Origin of the sequence: Streptomyces sp. NPDC021749 (assembly GCF_040640655.1) — a bacterium.
Classification (GTDB): Bacteria; Actinomycetota; Actinomycetes; order Streptomycetales; family Streptomycetaceae; genus Streptomyces.
The window spans coordinates 117392-136875 of sequence record NZ_JBFACE010000014.1 but is presented as its reverse complement, the minus strand read 5'-3'; the positions used below and the strand labels follow the sequence as shown (position 1 = coordinate 136875).

Genomic DNA, 19484 nt, shown 5'->3' with positions numbered 1-19484 from the left:
AAGCCCATGGCGCCTCCCGCTGACGACGTTGCCGGGAGCACGGGTACCCGCGGGCGCCGCCCGGACCACGCCCAGGGGGCGGGACACCGCCGAACGCGTCGGCAAAGGAGGGAAACGGCGGGCCGGGCGACCGCGGCCCGGTCAGGCGTCGCCCCGCCCCAGGGCCTTCAGCAGGTCGTCGCGCAGCGCGGCCCGCTCCTCGTGCGTGAGGTGGTCCAGCGGCGACGCGGTCCCCATCCGGCGCAGCAGGTCGAGCCGCAACTCCCGCCCCGCCTCGGTCAGTACGAGCTGCTTGGCCCGCCCGTCCAGCGGATGTGGCTGCCGCACCACCATGCCCTGTTTCTCCAGCTTGGAGATGACATAGGTGACGTTGGGCGGTTCACAGCACAGCACCCCGGCGAGCTCCCGCGCGGTCTTCGGCTCGCCGAGCTCCTCCAGCACCTTGGCCTGCGTCGGCGTCAGGTCCAGCTCGGCGATCCGACTGCGCTGATGGGCGTCCAGCCGGCGGCTCAGTTCGGTCACGAGCCCCCGGATCTCCCGGAACCCGCACCCCGCCGCCGCGGTCGACTTCGCTTCAGTGGTCACTCTTGCAGCGTACGTCGCCACGGCGGCCCGCCGGGCGGCCCGGCCGCCGGGTGAACGGGCACCCGGTGAACAGGCACCCGGCGAACGGGCACCCAGTGAACAGGCACCCGGTGAACAAGCACCCCTCAGCGTCCCGGGCGCACCGTGACGTCGTTGATCTCCGCGTCCCGCGGCAGGTCGACGGCGGCGAGGATCGTGCTGGCCACCGACTCCGGGTCGATCCAGCGGGACGGGTCGTACGCCTTGCCCTCCTGCTGGTGGGTGCTCTCCTGCATCGGCGTGGCCGTGCGCCCCGGGTAGACCGAGGTCACCCGCACGCCGTTGCCGTGCTCCTCCGCCCGCAGGGAGTCGGCCAGGGCCTTCAGGCCGTGCTTGCTCGCCGCGTACGCGCCCCAGTTGGCGTGCGCGTTCAGCCCGGCGCCGGAGTTGACGAAGACCACGTGCCCCTTGGCGAGGCGCACCAGCGGCAGCAGCAGCCGGGTCAGCTCGGCCGGCGCCACCAGGTTGGCGGCGAGCTGGCGCTGCCACGCCTTGGCCGGCAGATCGCCGACCGCGCCCAGTTCGATCACGCCCGCGATGTGCTGGAGGGAGTCGATCCGGTCCGGCAGCGACTGCTGGCCGAGCGCGAAGGACAGCTTCTCGGGGGTGGCCAGGTCGCCCACGATCACATGGGCCGTGGGGAACTGCGCGGCCAGCTCCTTCGCGCGGACCGCGTTGCGCGCCAGCAGCCACAGCTCCTCGCCGCGCTCCGCCAGCCGCCGTGCGACCGCCGCTCCGATGCCCGACCCTGCGCCCGTGATCAAGTGCGTACCCATGGGCCCGATCCTAACGAGCCGCCTTACGGGACGGCGGGACGGCGGGCTCAGCCCGTGAAGCCCGCCTTCTCCTCCAGGTAGGCCAGCGCACCGACGCCGTCCGCCGCGAAGAACACCAGGTCGGTGAGGGGAAGCGGCAGGAAGCCCTCGTCCTCCATGCGCCGGAACTGCTCGTGCAACCCGTCGTAGAAACCGGCGGTGTTCAGCAGCACGACGGGCTTGCTGTGCAACCCGTGCTTGCGCAGCTCCAGGATCTCCGTGGCCTCGTCGAGGGTGCCCGTGCCGCCGACCATGATGACGATGGCGTCGGCGCGCGCCAGCATCTCCGCCTTGCGCTCGGCGAGGTCCTTGGTGACGACCATCTCATCGGCGCCCGGCCGCGCCTTGTCCGCCAGGAACTCCACGGAGATCCCGATCAGCTTCCCGCCGGCCTCCTGCACGCCGTCGGCCATGACCTTCATCAGCCCGGTGTCCGAACCGCCCCAGACCAGCGCGTGCCCGCCCTTGCCGATCAGCTCGGCGAACCGGCGGGCCGGGGCGACGTAGCGGTCGTCGAGGTCGGCGGCGGAGCAGAAGACGCAGATGTTCATGCCGGCCACCCTACGAGCCGGGGGCGGCGGGGCGGCAGCCCGTACCGGGCGCACACCCCGCCGCCCGCGGTCAGATCAGGCCCTGGTCGAGCATGGCGTCCGCGACCCGCTCGAAGCCCGCGATGTTGGCGCCCGCGACGTAGTCGCCGGGCCGGCCGAACCGTGCGGCGGTCTCGTGGCAGGTGCGGTGGATGCCGCGCATGATCGCGGCCAGTTCGCCCTCGGCCCGCTCGAAGGACCAGGTGTCCCGCGCGGAGTTCTGCCGCATCTCCAGCGCACTGGTCGCCACTCCGCCCGCGTTGGCGGCCTTGCCGGGCCCGAAGGCCACCCCGGCCTCCTTGAAGAGCGCCACCGCGTCCGGTGTGGTCGGCATGTTCGCGCCCTCGGACACCGCCTTGACGCCGTTGCGGACCAGGATCCGGGCCGCGTCCGCGTCCAGCTCGTTCTGGGTCGCCGAGGGCAGCGCGACGTCGCAGGCGACGTCCCAGACCCGGCCGCCGGGCACGTACCGGGCCGACACCCCGCGCCGCTCGGCGTACGCGCTGATCCGGCCGCGCTCGACCTCCTTGACCTGCCGCAGCAGCGCCAGGTCGATGCCCTTCTCGTCGACGACGTAGCCGCCGGAGTCCGAGGCGGTCACCACGTTGGCGCCGAGGGCCTGCGCCTTCTCGATGGTGTAGAGGGCGACGTTGCCGGAACCGGACACCACGACCTGCTGGCCGTCCAGCTCCTCGCCGCGCACCTTGAGCATCTCCTGGGTGAACAGCACATTGCCGTAACCGGTGGCCTCGGTACGGGCCTTGGAGCCGCCCCAGGACAGCCCCTTGCCGGTGAGCACCCCGGCCTCCCAGCGGTTGGTGATCCGCCGGTACTGGCCGAAGAGGTAGCCGATCTCCCGGCCGCCGACGCCGATGTCACCGGCCGGTACGTCGGTGTGCTCGCCGAGGTGGCGGTGCAGTTCGGTCATGAACGACTGACAGAACCGCATCACCTCGGCGTCCGACCTCCCATGCGGGTCGAAGTCGCTGCCGCCCTTGCCGCCGCCGATGTTCAGGCCGGTCAGGGCGTTCTTGAAGATCTGCTCGAAGCCGAGGAACTTCACGATCCCGAGGTTCACCGACGCATGGAAGCGCAGCCCGCCCTTGTACGGGCCGAGCGCGCTGTTGAACTCCACCCGGAAGCCGCGGTTGACGTGGACCGTGCCCCTGTCGTCCTGCCAGGGGACGCGGAACATGATCTGCCGCTCGGGCTCGCAGATCCGCTCCAGAACCTTTGCCTCGGCGAACTCCGGCCGGGCTGCCAGTACGGGCTCCAGCGTCTCCAGCACCTCCAGGGCCGCCTGGTGGAACTCGGGCTCACCCGGGTTCCGGCGGACCAGCTCGGCGTACAGGGATGCCGGCCCGGCCTGCTGCGCACCGGACCTGACCCCAGACTGAACAGTCGACATATGGACTTCCGTTCCGTTCGTGGCCGCGAAGGCCCCACCTCTGACGCCCCGTGCTGGCCGACCTTACTCGGCGCCCGTGACGCCCCGGGGCGCTCACCGCCGGGGCCGGCCCGGGGTGTCACGAACGCCACACTGCGCAGGCTCCCGGGCCGGTCCCGCAACCACCCGCGCGGAGCGGCCGCCGGTTGACACCGGCTGCCGCGGCCACCTCGGCGGACGCGTCAGGTGATCGCCGGGCCGCCGAGGAGGCCCCGGACGCGGCGGCGGGTCTCGGTCACGCCGTCGCCCCCGAATTTCTCCACTCTTGCGTCAGCGGGGACGAACGCGACCATGGCCTCGGCGACGACCCGGGCGGCCGGCCCGGCCGAGCACCACGACACAGGCCCCGCGGACAGCTCGTCCGCGGGGCCTGCCTCACCGTCCCGTTCGCTACCCGCGCTCGGCCCCTTCGGGCCAGACGACGTCCACGGGCAGCCCGAGCGCCCGCGCCTGCGCGACGGCGTCCGCGGTACCGCCCCCCTTACCGCTGGGAGGCGACCCGTCCCACACCGCGACCAGCCGATCGGCCCGCTTCAGCAGTTCCGTGTTGGCCGACTCGTACGCCGGCCAGCCGGCCACGTCGTACGGCATGGTCACCACCTCCGCGACCGCCGCCAGCCGGTCGAAGGCGGCGGCGTGGTCGCCCTTGACCTTCGTCTCCCTGTAGTCCAGGGACGGCACGATGACCACCAGCCGCCCCCCTGCCTCCACGACCTCCTCGGCGAACAACGTGTCGGCGCCACGGGCGAGGCAGGAGACGCCGACGAGCTCACTGGTGGCGTGCTCACGCAGCAGCGCCCGCAGGGCCGCTTGCACCAGGGGCACGGTGGCCTCACTGAGGCCCAGGTGCCCGGTCACCGCGATGGTGGTCATGCGCGCTGTCCGAACTCCCCGTCCCGCACCCCGGAGACGAACGCGGACCAGACCGCCGGCCCGAACACCAGCGACGGGCCGTCCGGGGCCTTGCTGTCCCGGACCAGCACTTCACCGTGAACACGGGCGTGGGTCGGCGACCACTCCAGGCAGTTGCCGCCGTCCGAGGTGCTGTAGCTGGACTTGACCCATCGGTGGCGCCCGGGCACGGTCACGATGCCTCCATTAGCTCGCGAATCAGGTCGGCGGATGCGTCGCGCGAGAGCGCTGACGCCCTGACCACATCGTAGGACCGCGTCAAATGCCTTACCGTGGCGGGCTCTTCGATGATGGATCCGAACCGCACACCTTCCGTGTAGAGGACGGTTCCTCCGTCAGGCATCGTCAGTATCGACAGCGAGCCGTCCAACAGCTCCGGCGCGTTGGCGCTGAACGGAAGGACCTGCAGAACCGTGGTGGGTTGACTGCCGTACCACAGCAGGGCCGCGAGCTGGTCCCGCATGACCTTTCGTCCGCCGACGTTGCGTCGGAGCACCGACTCACAGACGACGACGGAGAGATCCGGTGGGGTACTGCCGCGCAGGATGTCCTGTCGCGCAAGCCGGGAGCCCACCTTGTGCACCAACTCCCGCTCGGTGGCTCTCGGGTCACCGGTACTGAACACCGCCCGCGCATAGGCGCCCGTCTGAAGCAGCCCGGGGACCAGCGTCGCGGACCACTCCGAGATGGCTCTCGCCCGCGGCTCCAACATCATCCGCCGCCGTGAATGCGCAGGATAGGCCCCCGCAGCGATCTGTTCGTAAAGCCGCTTGAACAGGCCGTCCGTCGAGAAGACCTGGTCCAGCAGCGGCGGCAGGTCCGGCGGGATCGGCCCCTCGCAGATCTCCACTCGGCTGATCGTGGACTTGGACACCCGGACCATGCGGGCCAACTGCGTCTGGTTCAGCCGCCGTTCCGGGAACAGCTCCCGGGCGCTGCGACACTCCTCTGCAAACCGCTGTCGGGGGTCCTGTTCGTCATCCATGCCTCTCCCTGACCAGAGCCCTGGTCACAACCGAACCGTCGGCTTCCACACAGGTCGCTAACACGTACATACCCCTCCCTGACCAACACCCAGGTTGGGCGCCGAAGTCCCTTCCACGGTACCGACTTTCACCTCATCCTGGTAACCGAACGGCAACACAGAGTGAGGAACCGGATGGTGGAGTACACAGTCCCCACACCCGTGGCCCCGGCGGGGCCCGAGCTCGAACCCGTGCCCGTCGCGGCGTGCGATGTCTGCCAGGCATTGGCACGGGAACGGGAGGCAGCCCGTGCACAGGGCCGCCGCCTCGCCGTCCGGAGCTGCAACGCCGTGATCGCCGGGCATCCGCACGGAAGGGCGAGCGGGACGTGACCGCGCCGGAGGTCGGAGCGGGCGGCTGGGCCACCTGCGCCACCTGCGCTGAGTTACTGCGCGCGGCCGACGCCGCGGAACGGGCGGGGGACTTCTCCCAGGCCGTGGACTGCCGCGTACTGCTCCGGCGGCACCAGCCCCACCACGGCCGAACCGACAACCACCCCAGGAGGGACACCGTGAGCGACACCACCACCCACCACGGCGGCGACAAACTGCCGGGGAAGCCCTATCCCGGCCCACACGAACCGCCCACCCCCGACGGCGGTCCCGGCGTGCCCAACCCGCCCAAGGCAGGCGACCGTTGAGCACCGAGCGACACGACGAGCCGCGCCCCGGCCACACCGCGCTGGGGCGCGCCCTCATGGCGGCCGGCATCCTGACCTCGGATTGGGCGCCCGCGTTCGCCGCCGTGCCCCGTTCCGCCTTCCTGCCGGAGCTGATCTGGCCGTTCGATATGGATGCCGGGCGGAGTGTGGCCGTGTGCAAGGCGGACGAACCGGCTGCGTGGCAGGGGTACGCGGACGACGCCGATGTGCCGATCGTGACGCAGTGGGACGACGGGGAGCACTCCGGGAGCGAGCCGGGCAGCGTGCCGACCAGTTCGGCCTCGATGCCTTCCGTGGTCTTCCGGATGCTGCGTGAACTGGATCTCCGGCCCGGGCACAAGGTGTTGGAGATCGGGACCGCCACGTGCTGGAACGCGGCCCTCATGGCGCACCGGGCGGGCCCGGGGAACGTCGTCACGGTGGAGGTGGACGGGGCCGTGGCTGCCGCCGCCCGTGCCTCGGTGGAGCAGAACCACCTCGATGTGCGTGTGGTGCACGGGGACGGGGCCCGCGGGTATCCGGAGGGTGCGCCGTACGACCGGGTGATCGCGACCTGCGGGGTGCGGTCCGTGCCGTACGACTGGGTGGCGCAGTCACGCCCAGGCGGCGTCATCGTCGTGCCGTGGGGGACGCACTTCGGGAACGGGGACGCGGTGGCCCGGCTGGTCGTCGCGCCGGACGGGAAGAGTGCGGCCGGGCGGTTCGCCGGGCCGGTGGAGTTCATGAAGCTGCGGGCCCAGCGGCTGCCGGTCGTGGACCACTCCGCGTATGTGACCGGGAGTGTGGAGGAGGGGGAGGAATCCGCCACGTCGCTGACCGAAGGGGAGGTCCTCGGCGGGCAGTTCGCTCCGCAGCGGTTCGCACTCGGGCTGCGGGTGCCGGAGTGCTGCCACGTCATGGCGGAGAAGCGTGACGGGGGCCGGCCGGTGTGGTTCTACGGGACGGGCGGCGACCGTTCGTGGGCCTGTGTGTGGTTCCGGGACGGGGAGGCGGCCCGGGTGTGGCAGTCCGGGCCGCGGCGGTTGTGGGACGAGGTGGCCGCGGCCCATGCGTGGTGGGTCGGGCAGGGGAGGCCGGACCCTTCCCGGTTCGGGCTGACCGTGGACGCCGGCGGGCAGCGGGTGTGGCTGGACGGACCGGAGGGGACGTGGGTGGTGTGAGCCGGCGGCGGGCCGGGGGCCCGCGGGCGAGGCGACGCCGGGCGACGGCGCACCCGCCCTCCTCCGGCATCGTGGTCAGCGGCCGCCGCTCGTCGGCGCTTCGAGGTTGTGGCACATGCGTTCCAGGACGCGGACGGCGGTGTGGTACTCGTCCAACGGGATGCCGGTCATGGCCAGTTCACGGAAGGCGTCGATGCGCACCGCCACGTCGGTCAGGCGCCAGCGGCCCTCGGGGGTCAGGGTGAGCCGGCCCGGTGCGGGCCGGGCCGCCCAGCCGCCGGCGAGGACGGCGTCGATGGCCTCGGTCAGCGTGGCGGGGTCGGCGTTGGCGTCGAGGATCGACCGGATGTCGGTGTCCGCGGTGCCGTCGGTGCCGTCGACGCCGGGGGTGTCGTGGATGACGTTGAGGACCTGCCAGGCGATGCGGGTGAGGCCGAAGCCCGCCAGCATGTCGTTCATGTGGTGGGTGAGGGCCTTGTCGGTGCGGTTGAGCCAGTAACCGATCGGCTTCATGGGTGCGTTCCCTAAGAATGTGAGGCGGTCCGGGGGACCGGGGGTGGCCGCTGCCGAGGCCGTGGCCGCAGTCGTGGCGGAGGGCGTCACCCGTGCGCAGGCGTGGCGGACAGCAGCGCGGGCCAGTCCTGGGCGGTGGCCCAGTCGGTGAAGCTGTGCCAGCCGACTTCGGGGTAGTCGCGGCGCAGCCCGGCGACATCGACGTCGAGGCCCGCGGTGGCGAAGTACGCGAACATGGCCGCCAGGTCCGCCGATCGGGCCCGTACGTGGTCCAGGGGCACCTCTTGGTGGACGACCGGCCGCCCCATGGCGGCCGCGATGATCTCCGCCATCCGGCCGGGGGTGTGCTCGTCGGAGGCGATGTCGATGCGGCGGCCGGCGAAGTCGTCGCGGCGCTGGAAGGCCAGCGCGGCGAACGCGCCGATGTCTGCGGCCGGAATGAGCGTGAGCGGCCGGTCGGTGGGCATCGGCCAGCCGAAGGTGCCCTGGCGCAGTCCGTCGAGGATCCAGCCACCGGCGTAGTTGTCCATGAACGCCGCCGGGGCGATCACCGTCCAGGGCACTCCGGCGGTCCGCAGGTACTGCTCGATCTCGTGCTTGCTCTCGTAGTGCGGTATGCCGGTGTCCCGGTCGGCGTGGGCGGCGGAGGTGAACACGACGTGCCCGAGACGGGCCTTGGCCGCGGTGTCGACGAGGGCCTTGCCGTGCCGGACCTCGGTGGCGGTGTCGGTGCCGGTGCCGAACGGGCTGGTGACCGCGAAGAGGGAGTCCGCTCCGGTGCAGGCGGCCAGGAGCGAGCGGCGGTCGTCGAAGTCGGCGTGGCATACGTCGGCGCCGAGGCCGCGCAGGGTGTCGGCGGCGGGTGAGTCGGGACGGCGGGTGAGCGCGCGGACCCGGTGGCCGGCTGCGAGCAGGGCGCGGGCGGCGGCCCCGCCCTGGGCTCCGGTGGCTCCGGTGACGGCGACGGTCAGCATGGATTCTCCAACAGATAGTATCGCTGTGTAGCGCATTAACTGCGCCACGCAGAAGATTACGAGAAATTGCTGCGCCGCGCAGGGATTTGGAGTGTGATCCAGATGACAGACCCTCACCGGGCCCGGCTGTACGAGGAGTTGTCGAGCGAGTCCCGCCGCTACCTGGCGTCCTACGTGCTGTTCAACCAAGCCCTCGCCGACCACCTCGGACTGCACCCGACCGACGTGCAGTGCCTGAGCCTGCTGACGGCGGAGCCCGGACCGCTCACCGTGAAGCAGATCGCCGAGATGACCGGCCTGACCACGGGCTCGGCCACCCGCCTGGTCGACCGGCTCGAACGCGGCGGCTACGTGGCCCGCACGCCCGACCAGCAGGACCGGCGCCGCGTCCTGGTCTCCCCGGTGCCGGACCGCATCGCCCGGGTCGCCGCGGTGTGGGACGACCTCGGCCGGAGCTGGCAGACGCTCCTGGACGACCACACCGAGGACGAGCTGGAGGTGCTCATCCGGCACATGCGGCGGGCCCACGAGCTCAGCCACGTACAGATGGGACGCCTGCGGTCCCGGCCGAAACCGGACTGAGTCCCGGAGCTGGGCCCCGGACCCGCCCCGCGCCCCGGCCTGTGGACCCGGCCGCCGCTCCGTCCGCCGGCCCGTCCCCCGGGCCGGCCGCCCCCGCCGCGCGCTCCACACTCAGGCCACGGCAGCTCACTCCGCTACGGGCACGCACTCGGCGAGCAGGTCGACGATGTCGCGCCAGGCCCGCTGCGCGTGCTGCGGGTGGTGGCCGACGCCGGGGGGCGCGGCGTGGTCGACCGGCGGGTGGTGGAAGGCGTGCAGGGCGCCGCCGTAGACCACGAGGCGCCAGTCGACGCCCGCGGCCTGCATCTCGGCGGTGAACGCGTCCCGTTGGGCGGGCGGCATGATCGGGTCCTCCGAGCCGACGCCGGCCCACACGGGGCAACGGATGCGCGCCGCCTCGCCCGGTCGGCCCGTGGTCAGGGCGTTGACCGTCCCGATCGCGCGCAGGTCGACGCCGTCGCGCCCGAGTTCCAGCGCGATCGCGCCGCCGGTGCCGTAACCGATGGCGGCGATCCGGTCGGGGTCGGTCCGCGGTTCGGCGTGCAGCACGCCGAGTGCCGCGTGGCCGATGCTCCGCATCCGGTCGGGGTCGGCGAGCAGCGGCATGCAGCGGGCCAGCATCTCCTCGGGGTCGCTGAGATAGCGCCCGCCGTGGAGGTCGAAGGCCAGCGCCACGTAGCCCAGTTCGGCGAGCGCATCGGCCCGGCGGCGCTCGACATCGCTGAGTCCCATGCCCTCGGGTCCGAGCAGCACCGCGGGCCGGCGGCCGGCGCCGGCGGGGAGCGCGAGGTGCCCGATCATCGTGAGTCCGTCGGCCGGGTACTCGACCGTGCGCGTGGTGATCGTCGTCATGAGACGGACTGTAATGATCGTCGAGCGCGGTCGGGCCGGGCTTCACCGTCGGCAGAACGGCGCGGACGGGCCGGGCTTCACCGTCGGCAGAACGGCGCGGGTGGGGCTCGTGGAGGGGCGCTGCCAGCGGCCGCACCGCCGAGCGCATGGGCGCTGCCAGCGGCCGCACCGTCGAGCAGAGCCTGCGGTCCCGCTCCCCCCGGCGCCCAGGTGTGCCCGGCACGCGCCTTCGCCCTTCCCGTGCCTCCCGGACCACCGTCAACGTCGCTGGCCAGCGCGTTTTCCACAGAAGAGGGGTGGTGACCGGGTCACCACCCCTCCCCCGCGACCGCCGGAGCGTCAGCTTCCGACGCGCACCGGCTCCCCCGCGGTGGTGCCCGCCCCCGGCTCGGCCCCGGCCGCCGGTCCGTCCGCCGGCCCGTCCCCCGGGCCGGCCGCCTCCGCCGCGCGCTCCACCTCGGCCGCGACCATCTTCTCCATCGGGTCGGCGCAGCTGCCGCCGGCGAGGAGCATCGCCGCCAGGATGGCCACGACCGTCAGCACCGTCCCCAGCCAGACCATCGTCTCCACGGGCAGCGTGTACGCGCCGATCACCTTGAGCACGCACTCGGTCAGCAGCGCGGTGCCCCAGATCAGCGAGAACCGCCGCTCGGCCCGCCGGAACGCCGCGGATTCCGCCTGCAGCCGGTCCCAGGCGGCGTCCCCGGCCGCGCTGCCCTTGGTCACCCAGGGCTTGAGCCCCGCCGTCATCAGCGGCCGCCTGGTCCGCAGGGACAGCAGGATCACGATCCCGACGGTGCTGCTCACCGCGCTGTCCTTGGCCATCATCAGCCGGGCGTCACCGGCCACCGCGGTCATCGCCAGGCCGACCACGTTCACCACGAGGATCAGCAGTGCCAGTCCGTTGACCCGGCGGCTGGCGACCAGCTCCCACACCGTCCGCAGCGCCGGCACCACACTGCTCCAGCCCAGCGCCGCCACCGTGCTGAACCCGAAGCCGTCCTTGAGGACGTAGTACGAGGCGATCGGGATCCCCGCGTCCACGACCAGCGGAACGAAGCTCCGCAGCACGGCCTTCCCCGCGTTCTCCGGCGTGCCCGGCTTGCCCGGCTTGCCCGGCTTGCCCGGCGTGCCCGGCTCCCCCGGCTTGCCCGGCTCCCCCGCCCTGTCCTCGATGACGGACTGCTTCCGACTCACGGCGTACTCCCCCAAGTTGAGACTGCGACCAGCTGACGGCGTCCCCCGATGCCGCCCTCCGCGCCACCGTTCTCCGCAACGCCCTCAGCCTCCCGCACGGCCGTACCCGGCCAACAGCCCCGTCTGTCCTGTCCGCACGGTGACATTTGTCAGTGGGGGAAGGCCCACCTGTCGGCTGTCAGTGGGGGAAGCCCACCTGTCGGCGGGACAGCCCCCGCCGGACGGCGCTCAGTTGACCTCCACGTCGTCGAAGAGGTCCAGCACGCGCCGGAGCACCCGCAGGCACGCCGTCACCTCGGCATCGGTCAGATCGCCGCCGACCTGGCGCAGCAGCGCCCGCTCCCGGGCCGTCACCGCCGTGATGGCCGCCCGGCCCGCATCGGTCAGCCGGATCAGCGAGGACCGCTGGTGCGCGGGGTTCGGGACGCTCTCGACCAGTCCCCCGGCCGCCGCGTCGTTGACCATCCGCTGGACGAACTGCCGGCTGAGCGCCTGCGCCCGGCCCATCTGCGGGACGGTCATCGGTCCGTGCTCCCGGAGCAGGTCCAGGACCGCCCGCACGCCGACGGACAGCCCTTCGAGCGGTGCGCTCAGTTCCACCTTGCGCTGCACCCGCCGGTACAACGGGCCCACCAGGGCGAACACCTCGGTGAGCCGGCGGGCCAGCTCGTCAGGCTCCAGCGGCTCAGGGGACGTACGGGACTGTTCAGTGTCGGTCACCGGACCAGAATGACACCTTGGTTGCCAACCCATCAACAATCATGACACCTTGGTTGTCATGACAGCCACCCGAGAGATGCACTCCTTCCCGTTCGAGGACGGCCGGCTCGCCTACCGGGACACCGGCCGCGGCCAGCCACTGGTCCTGCTGCACGCCGGCTTCTTCGATCACCGCATGTGGGACGACCAGGTGGCGGCCCTCGCCGCGCACTACCGGGTCATCGCCCCCGACGCCCGCGGGCACGGCGACTCCTCCAACGCGGACCGGCCGTTCCGGCACACCGACGACCTGGCCGCACTGCTGCGCCACCTCGGCGTCGGCCCGGCCGTGCTCATCGGCGTCTCGATGGGGGCAAGTACCGCCGTGGACACGGCACTTGAGCATCCGGAGCTGGTGCGCGCCCTGGTGGTCACCGGCGCCGGCACCAGCGAGCCGGAATGGCGCGACCCGTGGGTCGCGGAGGTGCGGGCCGCGGAGGCCGCGGCGCTGGCCGCCGGTGACATCGAGGGCTGGATCGACGCCTTCCTACGCTTCGCGGCCGGCCCGCACCGCACGCTCGACGACGTCCGCCCGGAGGTCGTCGCCCTGCTGCGGGAGATGGCCCGCCGCACCATCGGCAAGCACACCGCCGACGAGAAGAACTGGCTGGTGCCGGTGTCCGACACCTGGGCGCGCGCGGCCTCGATCACCGTGCCCGTGCTGGCCGTCAACGGCGCCCTGGACTCCACCGACCACCTCGGCATGGCCGAGCGGCTCGTCCGCACCGTGGTCAACGGCCGCAGCACGACGATCGAGGACGCCGCGCACTTCCCGGCCATGGAACGGCCGGACGCCTTCGCCGCCGAACTGCTGCCGTTCCTCCAGGCCCTGGACCCGGACGTCTCCTCCCCTTCACGATGAGGCCCGGCGCGGCTCCCGGAGAGCGCCGGGGTCAGTTGCGGGCGACGCGCAGCGCATCACCCAGCGCCTCGGCGAGCCGCCGCGAGAGATAGCGGAACTCACGGTCCGGCACCTTCGGATCGGCATGCATCGCCCGTGCGTGGCGCAGCAGTTCCTCGCCGATGTCCAGCTGCATCTCCTCGATGCTGTCGGCGAGGTCGGACACCGGCCCGCCCGCACCGTCGGTGATCAGGAAGCAGGACCGGTCGTCCGGCGTGGTCCAGGGCAGCAGCCTCATCCGTGGAGCGACGCCTTCGGCAGCATCGGACAGACCCGAACGCTCGGAAAGTTCGGATCCTGGCGGTTCGTTCATCATGCGGACAAGCATCTACCCGCACATCTAGCCTGGCCACAGGTACGGCGCGACTGTGCGTCACCACGCGGCAACTGTGCGAGGTGTGCGATGCCTCACAACGACGAACCACCGGTCACCCTAAAGGATCTTCGGGAAGCAGTCCCGCTTCCTGCGAGAACAACGCGAGATGACACGCCGTGAGCTGGCCGGCCTCATCCCGTACTCCGAGTCCCTCATCGCGATGGTCGAACGCGGCGAGCGACCACCGAAGCCGGGTTACGTCGACGCGGTGGACGAGGCGCTCGGCGCGAACGGCGTGCTGCGCGTACTGATCCCCGATGTCGCGGAGAAGCACCATCCGGCGTGGGCGGAGGAGTATGTGAACCTCCAGGCGGAGGCGCTGGCGCTGCATTCGTACTCCACGCACTTCCTACACGGGCTGCTACAGACGGAGGAGTACGCGCGAGCGGTGTTCGGCTGTGTGCGGCCCAGCATGGATGACGACGAGATCGAGCGGTCTGTCCAATCTCGTCTGGCGACGCAGTCACTGCTGACTCGTAAGCCAGCCTGCCGGATGACGTTCGTCCTGGAGGAGCCGGTGCTCCAGCGAAGGATCGGCGGGCCGGCCGTCTGGGAAGGAGAGCTGAGGAACCTCCTCAAGCTATCCGAGCTGCACAACATCCAACTCCAGGTCATGCCGCTCGCCCGGGAGACCCACGCAGGGATGGATGGCCCGATGACGCTGCTGGAAACACCGGACCATCACACGATCGGTTACGTCGAAGGTCATCGCGGTAGCTACTTCCTTACGGAGCCGGACGATGTCAGCGTGATGAGTCATGTGTACGGCACACTCCGTTCCCAGGCCCTCGATGCCGAGGCATCGCGAGACCTCATTCACCGTCTGCTGACAGGAGACGCACGAGAATGAACACCGAACTGGCATGGTTCAAAAGCAGCTACAGCGGTGGCACTGGCGAAGCCTGCGTCGAAGTCGCCGTCGCCTGGCGGAAGTCGAGTCACAGCGGTAGCGAGGGCGAAGCCTGCATAGAGGTCGCCACCTGCCCCCACACCATCCACATCCGCGACTCCAAGGACACCGCGCTCCCCCACCTCATCGTCACCCCCGCCGCCTGGGCGTCCTTCCTCGCGTACGCGCAGGTCGCACCGGAAGCCGTCTGAGCGGACACCGGTGGGGCGGCACCAGGTTCCGCCCCACCGGCCGCCGGTGACCCGGCCGGCTACCAAAGAACCCGGGGAGAGAACCCCACCCACCTACCGCCGCCCTCGCCGCCCAACTCCTCACCCCATTGGGTGACTTGGGCGCGGACGCGTCCGGAATGCGGTTACGCTCGCCGCACAACCCCACAACTGCGCATGGAAACGGCCCTCGGCGGGACGGCAATCCCAACCCGAGGGCCTGATCACAAGGAAGAACGGACCTTCCCGACGACTTCAGCGCAGTCTAACGCGCCCTCGCCCGCGCCCTCATTCCCTTCCAGCGGTGTCATCCACATCCGTACGCGCCAGACGTCCCACTTCACCGTCCTCGCCAACCGCCTTGCGCAGCGCGCCGGTAGCGCGGGCCGGGCGGCCGGATCATCACCCGGACCTTCGCCTACGACCTGCCGGGTGCGGAGCGGTGCCGGAGGAGCCGACGGACCACCAGGAGACGGAGGCCGGGCCGCACCCGTACCGGAACCCGCCGAGCCCCCGCGGCCGATGCCGGAAGCCGCCCCCGAGGCCACCGGCCTCCTCACCCGCCTCCCCCACCGCGACCGCCGTCTCCTCCTCTCCGAGCGGGAGATCACGACGCTCGCCCCGGCCGTCGCGGAGTGGCTCGACCGTGGCGTACCTCCACAGGAGATCACCGCCGCCCTGACCGACGGCCTCCCGGCCCGGTTCGACCGCCGCCCGGCCCGTCTCCTCGCCCACCGGCTCGCCGTCCTGCGGCCACCGGTCCGTACGGGCCCGCCCCCACAGCCCGACCGGTCACGGTCACCGGTCGTCCCCCTCCAGAACTGCGACGGCTGCGACCGCGCCTTCCGCGCCGACGGCCCGGGCCGCTGCCGCGACTGCCGCGCCCCCGACCGAGGGGCGACGAGCGGCCTGAACGGACCACACACCGACTACCACCAGCCCACATCAGCGGCCAAGGCCGTAGCCTGAAAGGACAGAACACGATGAGTTCCGCACTTGCGAAGAGGGAGGCGCCCATGACGCGTTCACCTCACGACGACTCGCGCACCCCTGCCACCGATGCCACCCATGAGAGCCGCCCGCACCCTCTCCGCACCATCCGTGACATCCGTGAGGCGTTGCCAGAGCATCAGCGACGCCACTTTGACGCCGAGCTGGCAGAGACGGACGTCGACGCCCTCCCCGAAATGGTCCACCGATGGATCACCTTGGGCTTTGACGGGTTCGAGGAGTTCCTCCTGTCGACCCCGTTCGAGGGCCTGGAGTTCGGTGCCCGGTCGTACGACGACGCGGAGCAGGGCGAGTGAACTTCCTGTTCGACACGAACGTCATCGCGGAACTCACCACCCGGCCGAAGCCGGACCCCCGCGTACTCGCCTGGTTCCATACGACGCCACGCCCCAGGCGCTACCTAAGCGTCATCACTGTCGGGGAGATTGAGGCGGGAGTCGCGGCCACAACCGACACCACCAGGCGAGAGCGCTACGCCCAGACCTTGGCTGACGTACGGCACGAGTACCGGAACCGGATCGTCGGCATCGGCGAGCCCGAGGCCATCGCCTACGTTGCCTTACACCGGCGGCTCAAGGCAGCTGGAACGAACATCGATCCAGCCGATGCCCTGATCGCCGCAACGGCAATCGCCAACGACTGGATCGTGGCCACCCGGAACGCCAAGCACTTCGAGCGCACCGGAGCGACCGTGGTCAATCCTTGGGAAGAACCCACATAGGCCGATCGAGCCTCCGGTTACGCCCCTGCCGCCACCCGCCGCTCCGTCGTGGCGATGGTGGCCGAGCCGACCACCCGCGTGCCGTCGTAGAGGACGATGGCCTGGCCGGGGGCGACGCCGCGGACCGGCTCGGTGAAGGCCACCCGGAGCTCGGTGCCGTCGACCAGCTCCGCGGTGACCTCGGTCTCGCCGCCGTGGGCGCGCAGCTGGGCGGTGTACGTGGCGGGGCCGGCCGTCGGCGGGCGGCCGCACCAGCGGGGGCGGATCGCGGTGAGGCCGGTGACGTCGAGGGACTCGGCGGGGCCGACCGTGACGGTGTTGTCGACCGGGGAGATGTCGAGGACGTAGCGCGGCTTGCCGTCCGGGGCCGGGTGGCCGATCCGCAGGCCCTTGCGCTGGCCGATCGTGAAGCCGTACGCGCCCTCGTGGCTGCCGAGGCGGTTGCCGGACTCGTCGACGATGTCGCCGGGGGCCGTACCGAGCCGCTTGGCGAGGAAGCCCTGGGTGTCGCCGTCGGCGATGAAGCAGATGTCGTGGCTGTCCGGCTTCTTGGCGACGAACAGTCCGCGCCGGGCGGCCTCCTCGCGGATCTCCGCCTTGGTCGTCTCCGTGTCTCCGAGCGGGAACATGGCGTGCGCCAGCTGGCGGTCGTCGAGGACGCCGAGGACGTAGGACTGGTCCTTGGCCATGTCGGTGGCGCGGTGCAGCTCGCGGCTGCCGTCCGGTCGCACCACGACCGTGGCGTAGTGGCCGGTGCACACCGCGTCGAAGCCGAGGGCCAGCGCCTTGTCCAGCAGCGCGGCGAACTTGATCTTCTCGTTGCAGCGCAGGCAGGGGTTCGGGGTCCGCCCGGCCTCGTACTCCGCGATGAAGTCCTCGACGACGTCCTCACGGAACCGCTCGGCGAGGTCCCAGACGTAGAACGGGATGCCGATGACATCGGCGGCGCGGCGGGCGTCGTGCGAGTCCTCGATCGTGCAGCAGCCGCGGGCGCCGGTGCGGAAGGACTTCGGATTCTCGGAGAGCGCGAGATGCACGCCGGTCACGTCGTGGCCGGCCTCGGCGGCGCGGGCGGCGGCGACGGCGGAGTCGACACCGCCGGACATGGCGGCGAGTACGCGGAGGCGGCGGGGGGCGTCATCAGTCATAGCCAGTCCAGGGTAGACGGAACCGCTGACAGTGCGGAAAGCGTTAAGGAGCGCATGGGGAAGAGCAGGGTCGGGGAGCCGGCCGGGGAACAGCGGGCCGAGGCCGGGGAACAGCCGGGCGAGCGGCCGGACGGCCGGGGCGAGGGCCACCACGACGCCGGCCGGGACGACGCCGGCCGGGACGTCCCGCAGGGCGAGGCGCAGGCGGGACCGCAGGACGAGCGGCGGGGCGGCGCGGCGGGGGTCACCCGGCGGCGGGCGCTGTGGCTGGCGGGCGGCGGGGCGGTGGCCGCCGGGGCCGTGGTGGCGACCGGGTGGGACGAACTACGGCACTGGTGGTGGCAGCTGCCGGGGAACGACCTGCCGCGGCGGGCCGGCGAGGTCGACTACCGGGGCGCCCAGTGGGTCGCGGCCTCCGGGGCGAACTACCGCCGGGCGGACCGGCCCGCCGACTACGCCGTCGACCGGGTGGTCATCCACGTCGTCCAGGGCAGCTACGCCACCGCGCTGCGGGTGTTCCGGAACGCCGACCACGAGGCGGCGGCCCATTACGTCGTCCGCAAGGACGGGCACATCGCCCAGATGGTGCGGGAACTGGACGTGGCGTTCCACTCCGGGAACCGCGGCTGGAACGAGCGGAGCATCGGCATCGAGCACGAGGGCTTCGTCGACCGCCCGGAGTCCTTCACCGACGCCATGTACGAGTCCTCGGCCCGGCTGACCGCCCGGATCTGCCGCCGCTACGGCTTCCCGGCCGACCGGAAGCACATCGTGGGCCATGTGCAGGTGCCGGGGACGGACCACACCGACCCCGGCCCGCACTGGGACTGGGACCGCTATCTGCGCCTCGTCCGGGCGGCCGGGCACGAAGGGCCGGGATCCGCCCGGCAGCGGCGCTCTTAGCTGAGCCCCGCGCTCCGGGCGCGTTCGACCACCGGGCCGATGGCCTCCGCCAGCGCCGCCACGTCCTCCGCGGTGGAGGTGTGCCCCAGGGAGAAGCGCAGCGTGCCGCGCGCCAGCTCGGGCGACATGCCCGCGGCCAGCAGGACGTGGCTGGGCTGCGCGACGCCGGCGGTGCAGGCGGAGCCCGTGGAGCAGGCGATGCCCTGGGCGTCCAGGAGGAGCAGCAGGGAGTCGCCCTCGCAGCCGGGGAAGGAGAAGTGCGCGTTGGCCGGGAGCCGGCCGGCCGGGTCGGGGTCGCCGCCGAGGACGGCGTCCGGGGCGGCCGCCCGGACCGCCTTGATCAGGTCGTCGCGCAGTGCGCCGATGTCCCGGGCGAAGTCCGCGCGGTGCGCCACGGCGTACCGGCCGGCGGCGGCGAAGGCCGCGATGGCGGGGGTGTCGAGGGTGCCGGAGCGGACGTGCCGCTCCTGGCCGCCGCCGTGCAGCACCGGCACCGGGGCGTACTCGCGGCCCAGCAGCAGCGCGCCGATGCCGTACGGGCCGCCGATCTTGTGCCCGGAGACCGTCATCGCGGCGAGCCCGGAGGCGGCGAAGTCGACCTCCAGCTGGCCCACGGCCTGCACCGCGTCGGCGTGCAGCGGGATCTCGAACTCCCTTGCCACCTCGGCGAGTTCACGGACCGGCTGGATGGTGCCGATCTCGTTGTTGGCCCACATGACGGTGGCCAGCGCGACATCGGCGGGGTTGCGGACGATCGCCTCGCGCAGCGCCTCGGCGTGCACCCGGCCGTAACTGTCGACCGGCAGCCACTCGACGTGGGCGCCTTCCTGCTCGGCGAGCCATTCCACGGCGTCGAGCACGGCGTGGTGCTCCACGGGGCTGGCGAGCACCCGGTTGCGGGCCGGGTCGGCCGCCCGGCGCGCCCAGTACAGGCCCTTGACCGCGAGGTTGTCGGCCTCGGTGCCGCCCGCCGTGAAGACGATCTCACTCGGGCGTGCTCCGAGCGAGGCGGCGAGGGATTCCCGTGCCTCCTCTACGGTGCGGCGGGCCCGCCGGCCGTCGGCGTGCAGCGAGGACGCGTTCCCCGTGACGGTCAGCTGGGCGGTCATCGCCTGCACCGCCTCCGGGAGCATCGGGGTGGTGGCGGCGTGGTCGAGGTAAACCATGGTGCCCCGATTCTACGAGGCGGAGGTG

The 19484-nt window shown here is 72.0% G+C and carries 25 protein-coding genes and 1 pseudogene; 10 read left to right on the top strand and 16 right to left on the bottom strand.

The window, feature by feature from the left end; translation table 11 throughout:
• Positions 1-141 precede the first annotated feature (141 nt).
• The 8 genes and pseudogenes from AB0G35_RS16655 to AB0G35_RS16620 form a co-directional block, all read right to left on the bottom strand.
• Positions 142-585: a MarR family transcriptional regulator gene (locus tag AB0G35_RS16655; RefSeq protein WP_360949170.1), complete on the bottom strand. Its 444-nt coding sequence runs from the start codon at positions 583-585 to the stop codon at positions 142-144.
• Between the two features lie 125 nt (positions 586-710).
• Positions 711-1400 carry an SDR family oxidoreductase gene (locus AB0G35_RS16650; protein ID WP_360949168.1) on the bottom strand — a complete coding sequence of 230 codons (690 nt, stop codon included), beginning with the start codon at positions 1398-1400 and terminating at the stop codon, positions 711-713.
• Between the two features lie 47 nt (positions 1401-1447).
• On the bottom strand, positions 1448-1990 hold the full coding sequence (locus AB0G35_RS16645; protein ID WP_360949166.1) for a TIGR00730 family Rossman fold protein: 543 nt from the start codon (positions 1988-1990) through the stop codon (positions 1448-1450).
• A 70-nt stretch (positions 1991-2060) separates the two neighbouring features.
• On the bottom strand, positions 2061-3437 hold the full coding sequence (gene gdhA / locus AB0G35_RS16640; RefSeq protein ID WP_360949165.1) for an NADP-specific glutamate dehydrogenase: 1377 nt from the start codon (positions 3435-3437) through the stop codon (positions 2061-2063).
• A gap of 221 nt (positions 3438-3658) precedes the next feature.
• Positions 3659-3805, bottom strand: a pseudogene (locus tag AB0G35_RS16635) (chorismate synthase); the annotation flags it as partial.
• Between the two features lie 61 nt (positions 3806-3866).
• On the bottom strand, positions 3867-4349 hold the full coding sequence (locus AB0G35_RS16630) for a hypothetical protein (RefSeq protein ID WP_360949163.1): 483 nt from the start codon (positions 4347-4349) through the stop codon (positions 3867-3869).
• A complete protein-coding gene (locus AB0G35_RS16625; protein WP_360949161.1) occupies positions 4346-4564 on the bottom strand; it encodes a DUF397 domain-containing protein in 219 nt (72 codons plus the stop codon). Before AB0G35_RS16625 ends, AB0G35_RS16630 begins: the two co-directional genes overlap by 4 nt.
• Positions 4561-5373, bottom strand: coding sequence for a helix-turn-helix transcriptional regulator (locus tag AB0G35_RS16620; protein ID WP_360949159.1), 813 nt, complete (start codon positions 5371-5373; stop codon positions 4561-4563). The genes AB0G35_RS16625 and AB0G35_RS16620 overlap by 4 nt, the downstream gene beginning before the upstream one ends.
• Before the next feature lie 368 nt (positions 5374-5741).
• Here AB0G35_RS16620 and AB0G35_RS16615 point away from each other — a divergent pair, with 368 nt between their 5' ends.
• A complete protein-coding gene (locus AB0G35_RS16615; RefSeq protein WP_360949157.1) occupies positions 5742-6053 on the top strand; it encodes a hypothetical protein in 312 nt (103 codons plus the stop codon).
• A 56-nt stretch (positions 6054-6109) separates the two neighbouring features.
• Positions 6110-7234, top strand: a complete 1125-nt coding sequence (locus AB0G35_RS16610; RefSeq protein WP_360949268.1) for a methyltransferase domain-containing protein — start codon at positions 6110-6112, stop codon at positions 7232-7234.
• Positions 7235-7309: 75 nt separating this feature from the next.
• Here AB0G35_RS16610 and AB0G35_RS16605 read toward each other — a convergent pair whose 3' ends face one another.
• Both AB0G35_RS16605 and AB0G35_RS16600 read right to left on the bottom strand, forming a co-directional pair.
• Positions 7310-7747 carry a MarR family winged helix-turn-helix transcriptional regulator gene (locus tag AB0G35_RS16605; protein WP_360949155.1) on the bottom strand — a complete coding sequence of 146 codons (438 nt, stop codon included), beginning with the start codon at positions 7745-7747 and terminating at the stop codon, positions 7310-7312.
• An 86-nt stretch (positions 7748-7833) separates the two neighbouring features.
• Positions 7834-8721, bottom strand: coding sequence for an NmrA/HSCARG family protein (locus AB0G35_RS16600; protein ID WP_360949153.1), 888 nt, complete (start codon positions 8719-8721; stop codon positions 7834-7836).
• Between the two features lie 102 nt (positions 8722-8823).
• Here AB0G35_RS16600 and AB0G35_RS16595 point away from each other — a divergent pair, with 102 nt between their 5' ends.
• Positions 8824-9303: a MarR family transcriptional regulator gene (locus AB0G35_RS16595; RefSeq protein ID WP_360949151.1), complete on the top strand. Its 480-nt coding sequence runs from the start codon at positions 8824-8826 to the stop codon at positions 9301-9303.
• A 126-nt stretch (positions 9304-9429) separates the two neighbouring features.
• Here AB0G35_RS16595 and AB0G35_RS16590 read toward each other — a convergent pair whose 3' ends face one another.
• The 3 genes from AB0G35_RS16590 to AB0G35_RS16580 all read right to left on the bottom strand — a co-directional run bounded on the left by AB0G35_RS16590 (position 9430) and on the right by AB0G35_RS16580 (position 12072).
• Complete coding sequence (locus AB0G35_RS16590) at positions 9430-10155, bottom strand: dienelactone hydrolase family protein (RefSeq protein ID WP_360949149.1); 726 nt, start codon at positions 10153-10155, stop codon at positions 9430-9432.
• Positions 10156-10494: 339 nt separating this feature from the next.
• Positions 10495-11223: a VC0807 family protein gene (locus AB0G35_RS16585; protein WP_360949266.1), complete on the bottom strand. Its 729-nt coding sequence runs from the start codon at positions 11221-11223 to the stop codon at positions 10495-10497.
• 357 nt (positions 11224-11580) lie between these two features.
• Positions 11581-12072 (bottom strand): MarR family transcriptional regulator, encoded by a 492-nt coding sequence (locus AB0G35_RS16580; protein ID WP_360949147.1) that lies wholly within the window; start codon positions 12070-12072, stop codon positions 11581-11583.
• A gap of 58 nt (positions 12073-12130) precedes the next feature.
• Between AB0G35_RS16580 and AB0G35_RS16575 the strand changes: the two genes are divergently transcribed.
• Complete coding sequence (locus AB0G35_RS16575; protein ID WP_360949145.1) at positions 12131-12973, top strand: alpha/beta hydrolase; 843 nt, start codon at positions 12131-12133, stop codon at positions 12971-12973.
• Between the two features lie 31 nt (positions 12974-13004).
• On the opposite strand, the gene AB0G35_RS16570 is transcribed toward AB0G35_RS16575, so the two are convergent.
• Positions 13005-13250, bottom strand: a complete 246-nt coding sequence (locus AB0G35_RS16570) for a hypothetical protein (protein ID WP_360949143.1) — start codon at positions 13248-13250, stop codon at positions 13005-13007.
• 202 nt (positions 13251-13452) lie between these two features.
• On the opposite strand from AB0G35_RS16570, the gene AB0G35_RS16565 reads away from it, so the two are divergent.
• The 5 genes from AB0G35_RS16565 to AB0G35_RS16545 all read left to right on the top strand — a co-directional run bounded on the left by AB0G35_RS16565 (position 13453) and on the right by AB0G35_RS16545 (position 16239).
• Positions 13453-14238 carry a helix-turn-helix transcriptional regulator gene (locus AB0G35_RS16565; RefSeq protein ID WP_360949264.1) on the top strand — a complete coding sequence of 262 codons (786 nt, stop codon included), beginning with the start codon at positions 13453-13455 and terminating at the stop codon, positions 14236-14238.
• Positions 14235-14489 carry a DUF397 domain-containing protein gene (locus AB0G35_RS16560; protein ID WP_360949141.1) on the top strand — a complete coding sequence of 85 codons (255 nt, stop codon included), beginning with the start codon at positions 14235-14237 and terminating at the stop codon, positions 14487-14489. Before AB0G35_RS16565 ends, AB0G35_RS16560 begins: the two co-directional genes overlap by 4 nt.
• 540 nt (positions 14490-15029) lie before the next feature.
• Positions 15030-15476 (top strand): hypothetical protein, encoded by a 447-nt coding sequence (locus AB0G35_RS16555; protein WP_360949139.1) that lies wholly within the window; start codon positions 15030-15032, stop codon positions 15474-15476.
• A 47-nt stretch (positions 15477-15523) separates the two neighbouring features.
• A complete protein-coding gene (locus tag AB0G35_RS16550; RefSeq protein ID WP_360949137.1) occupies positions 15524-15814 on the top strand; it encodes a hypothetical protein in 291 nt (96 codons plus the stop codon).
• Complete coding sequence (locus AB0G35_RS16545; protein ID WP_360949135.1) at positions 15811-16239, top strand: type II toxin-antitoxin system VapC family toxin; 429 nt, start codon at positions 15811-15813, stop codon at positions 16237-16239. The genes AB0G35_RS16550 and AB0G35_RS16545 overlap by 4 nt, the downstream gene beginning before the upstream one ends.
• A 17-nt stretch (positions 16240-16256) precedes the next feature.
• Here AB0G35_RS16545 and mnmA read toward each other — a convergent pair whose 3' ends face one another.
• Positions 16257-17387 (bottom strand): tRNA 2-thiouridine(34) synthase MnmA, encoded by a 1131-nt coding sequence (mnmA, locus tag AB0G35_RS16540; protein WP_360949133.1) that lies wholly within the window; start codon positions 17385-17387, stop codon positions 16257-16259.
• Between the two features lie 54 nt (positions 17388-17441).
• Here mnmA and AB0G35_RS16535 point away from each other — a divergent pair, with 54 nt between their 5' ends.
• Positions 17442-18290 (top strand): N-acetylmuramoyl-L-alanine amidase, encoded by an 849-nt coding sequence (locus tag AB0G35_RS16535; RefSeq protein ID WP_360949131.1) that lies wholly within the window; start codon positions 17442-17444, stop codon positions 18288-18290.
• Here the strand turns inward: AB0G35_RS16535 and AB0G35_RS16530 are convergent.
• Entirely contained in the window at positions 18287-19456 is a 1170-nt protein-coding gene (locus AB0G35_RS16530; protein ID WP_360949129.1) for a cysteine desulfurase family protein, read from the bottom strand. The two genes, AB0G35_RS16535 and AB0G35_RS16530, sit on opposite strands and share 4 nt — an antisense overlap.
• Positions 19457-19484 lie beyond the last annotated feature (28 nt).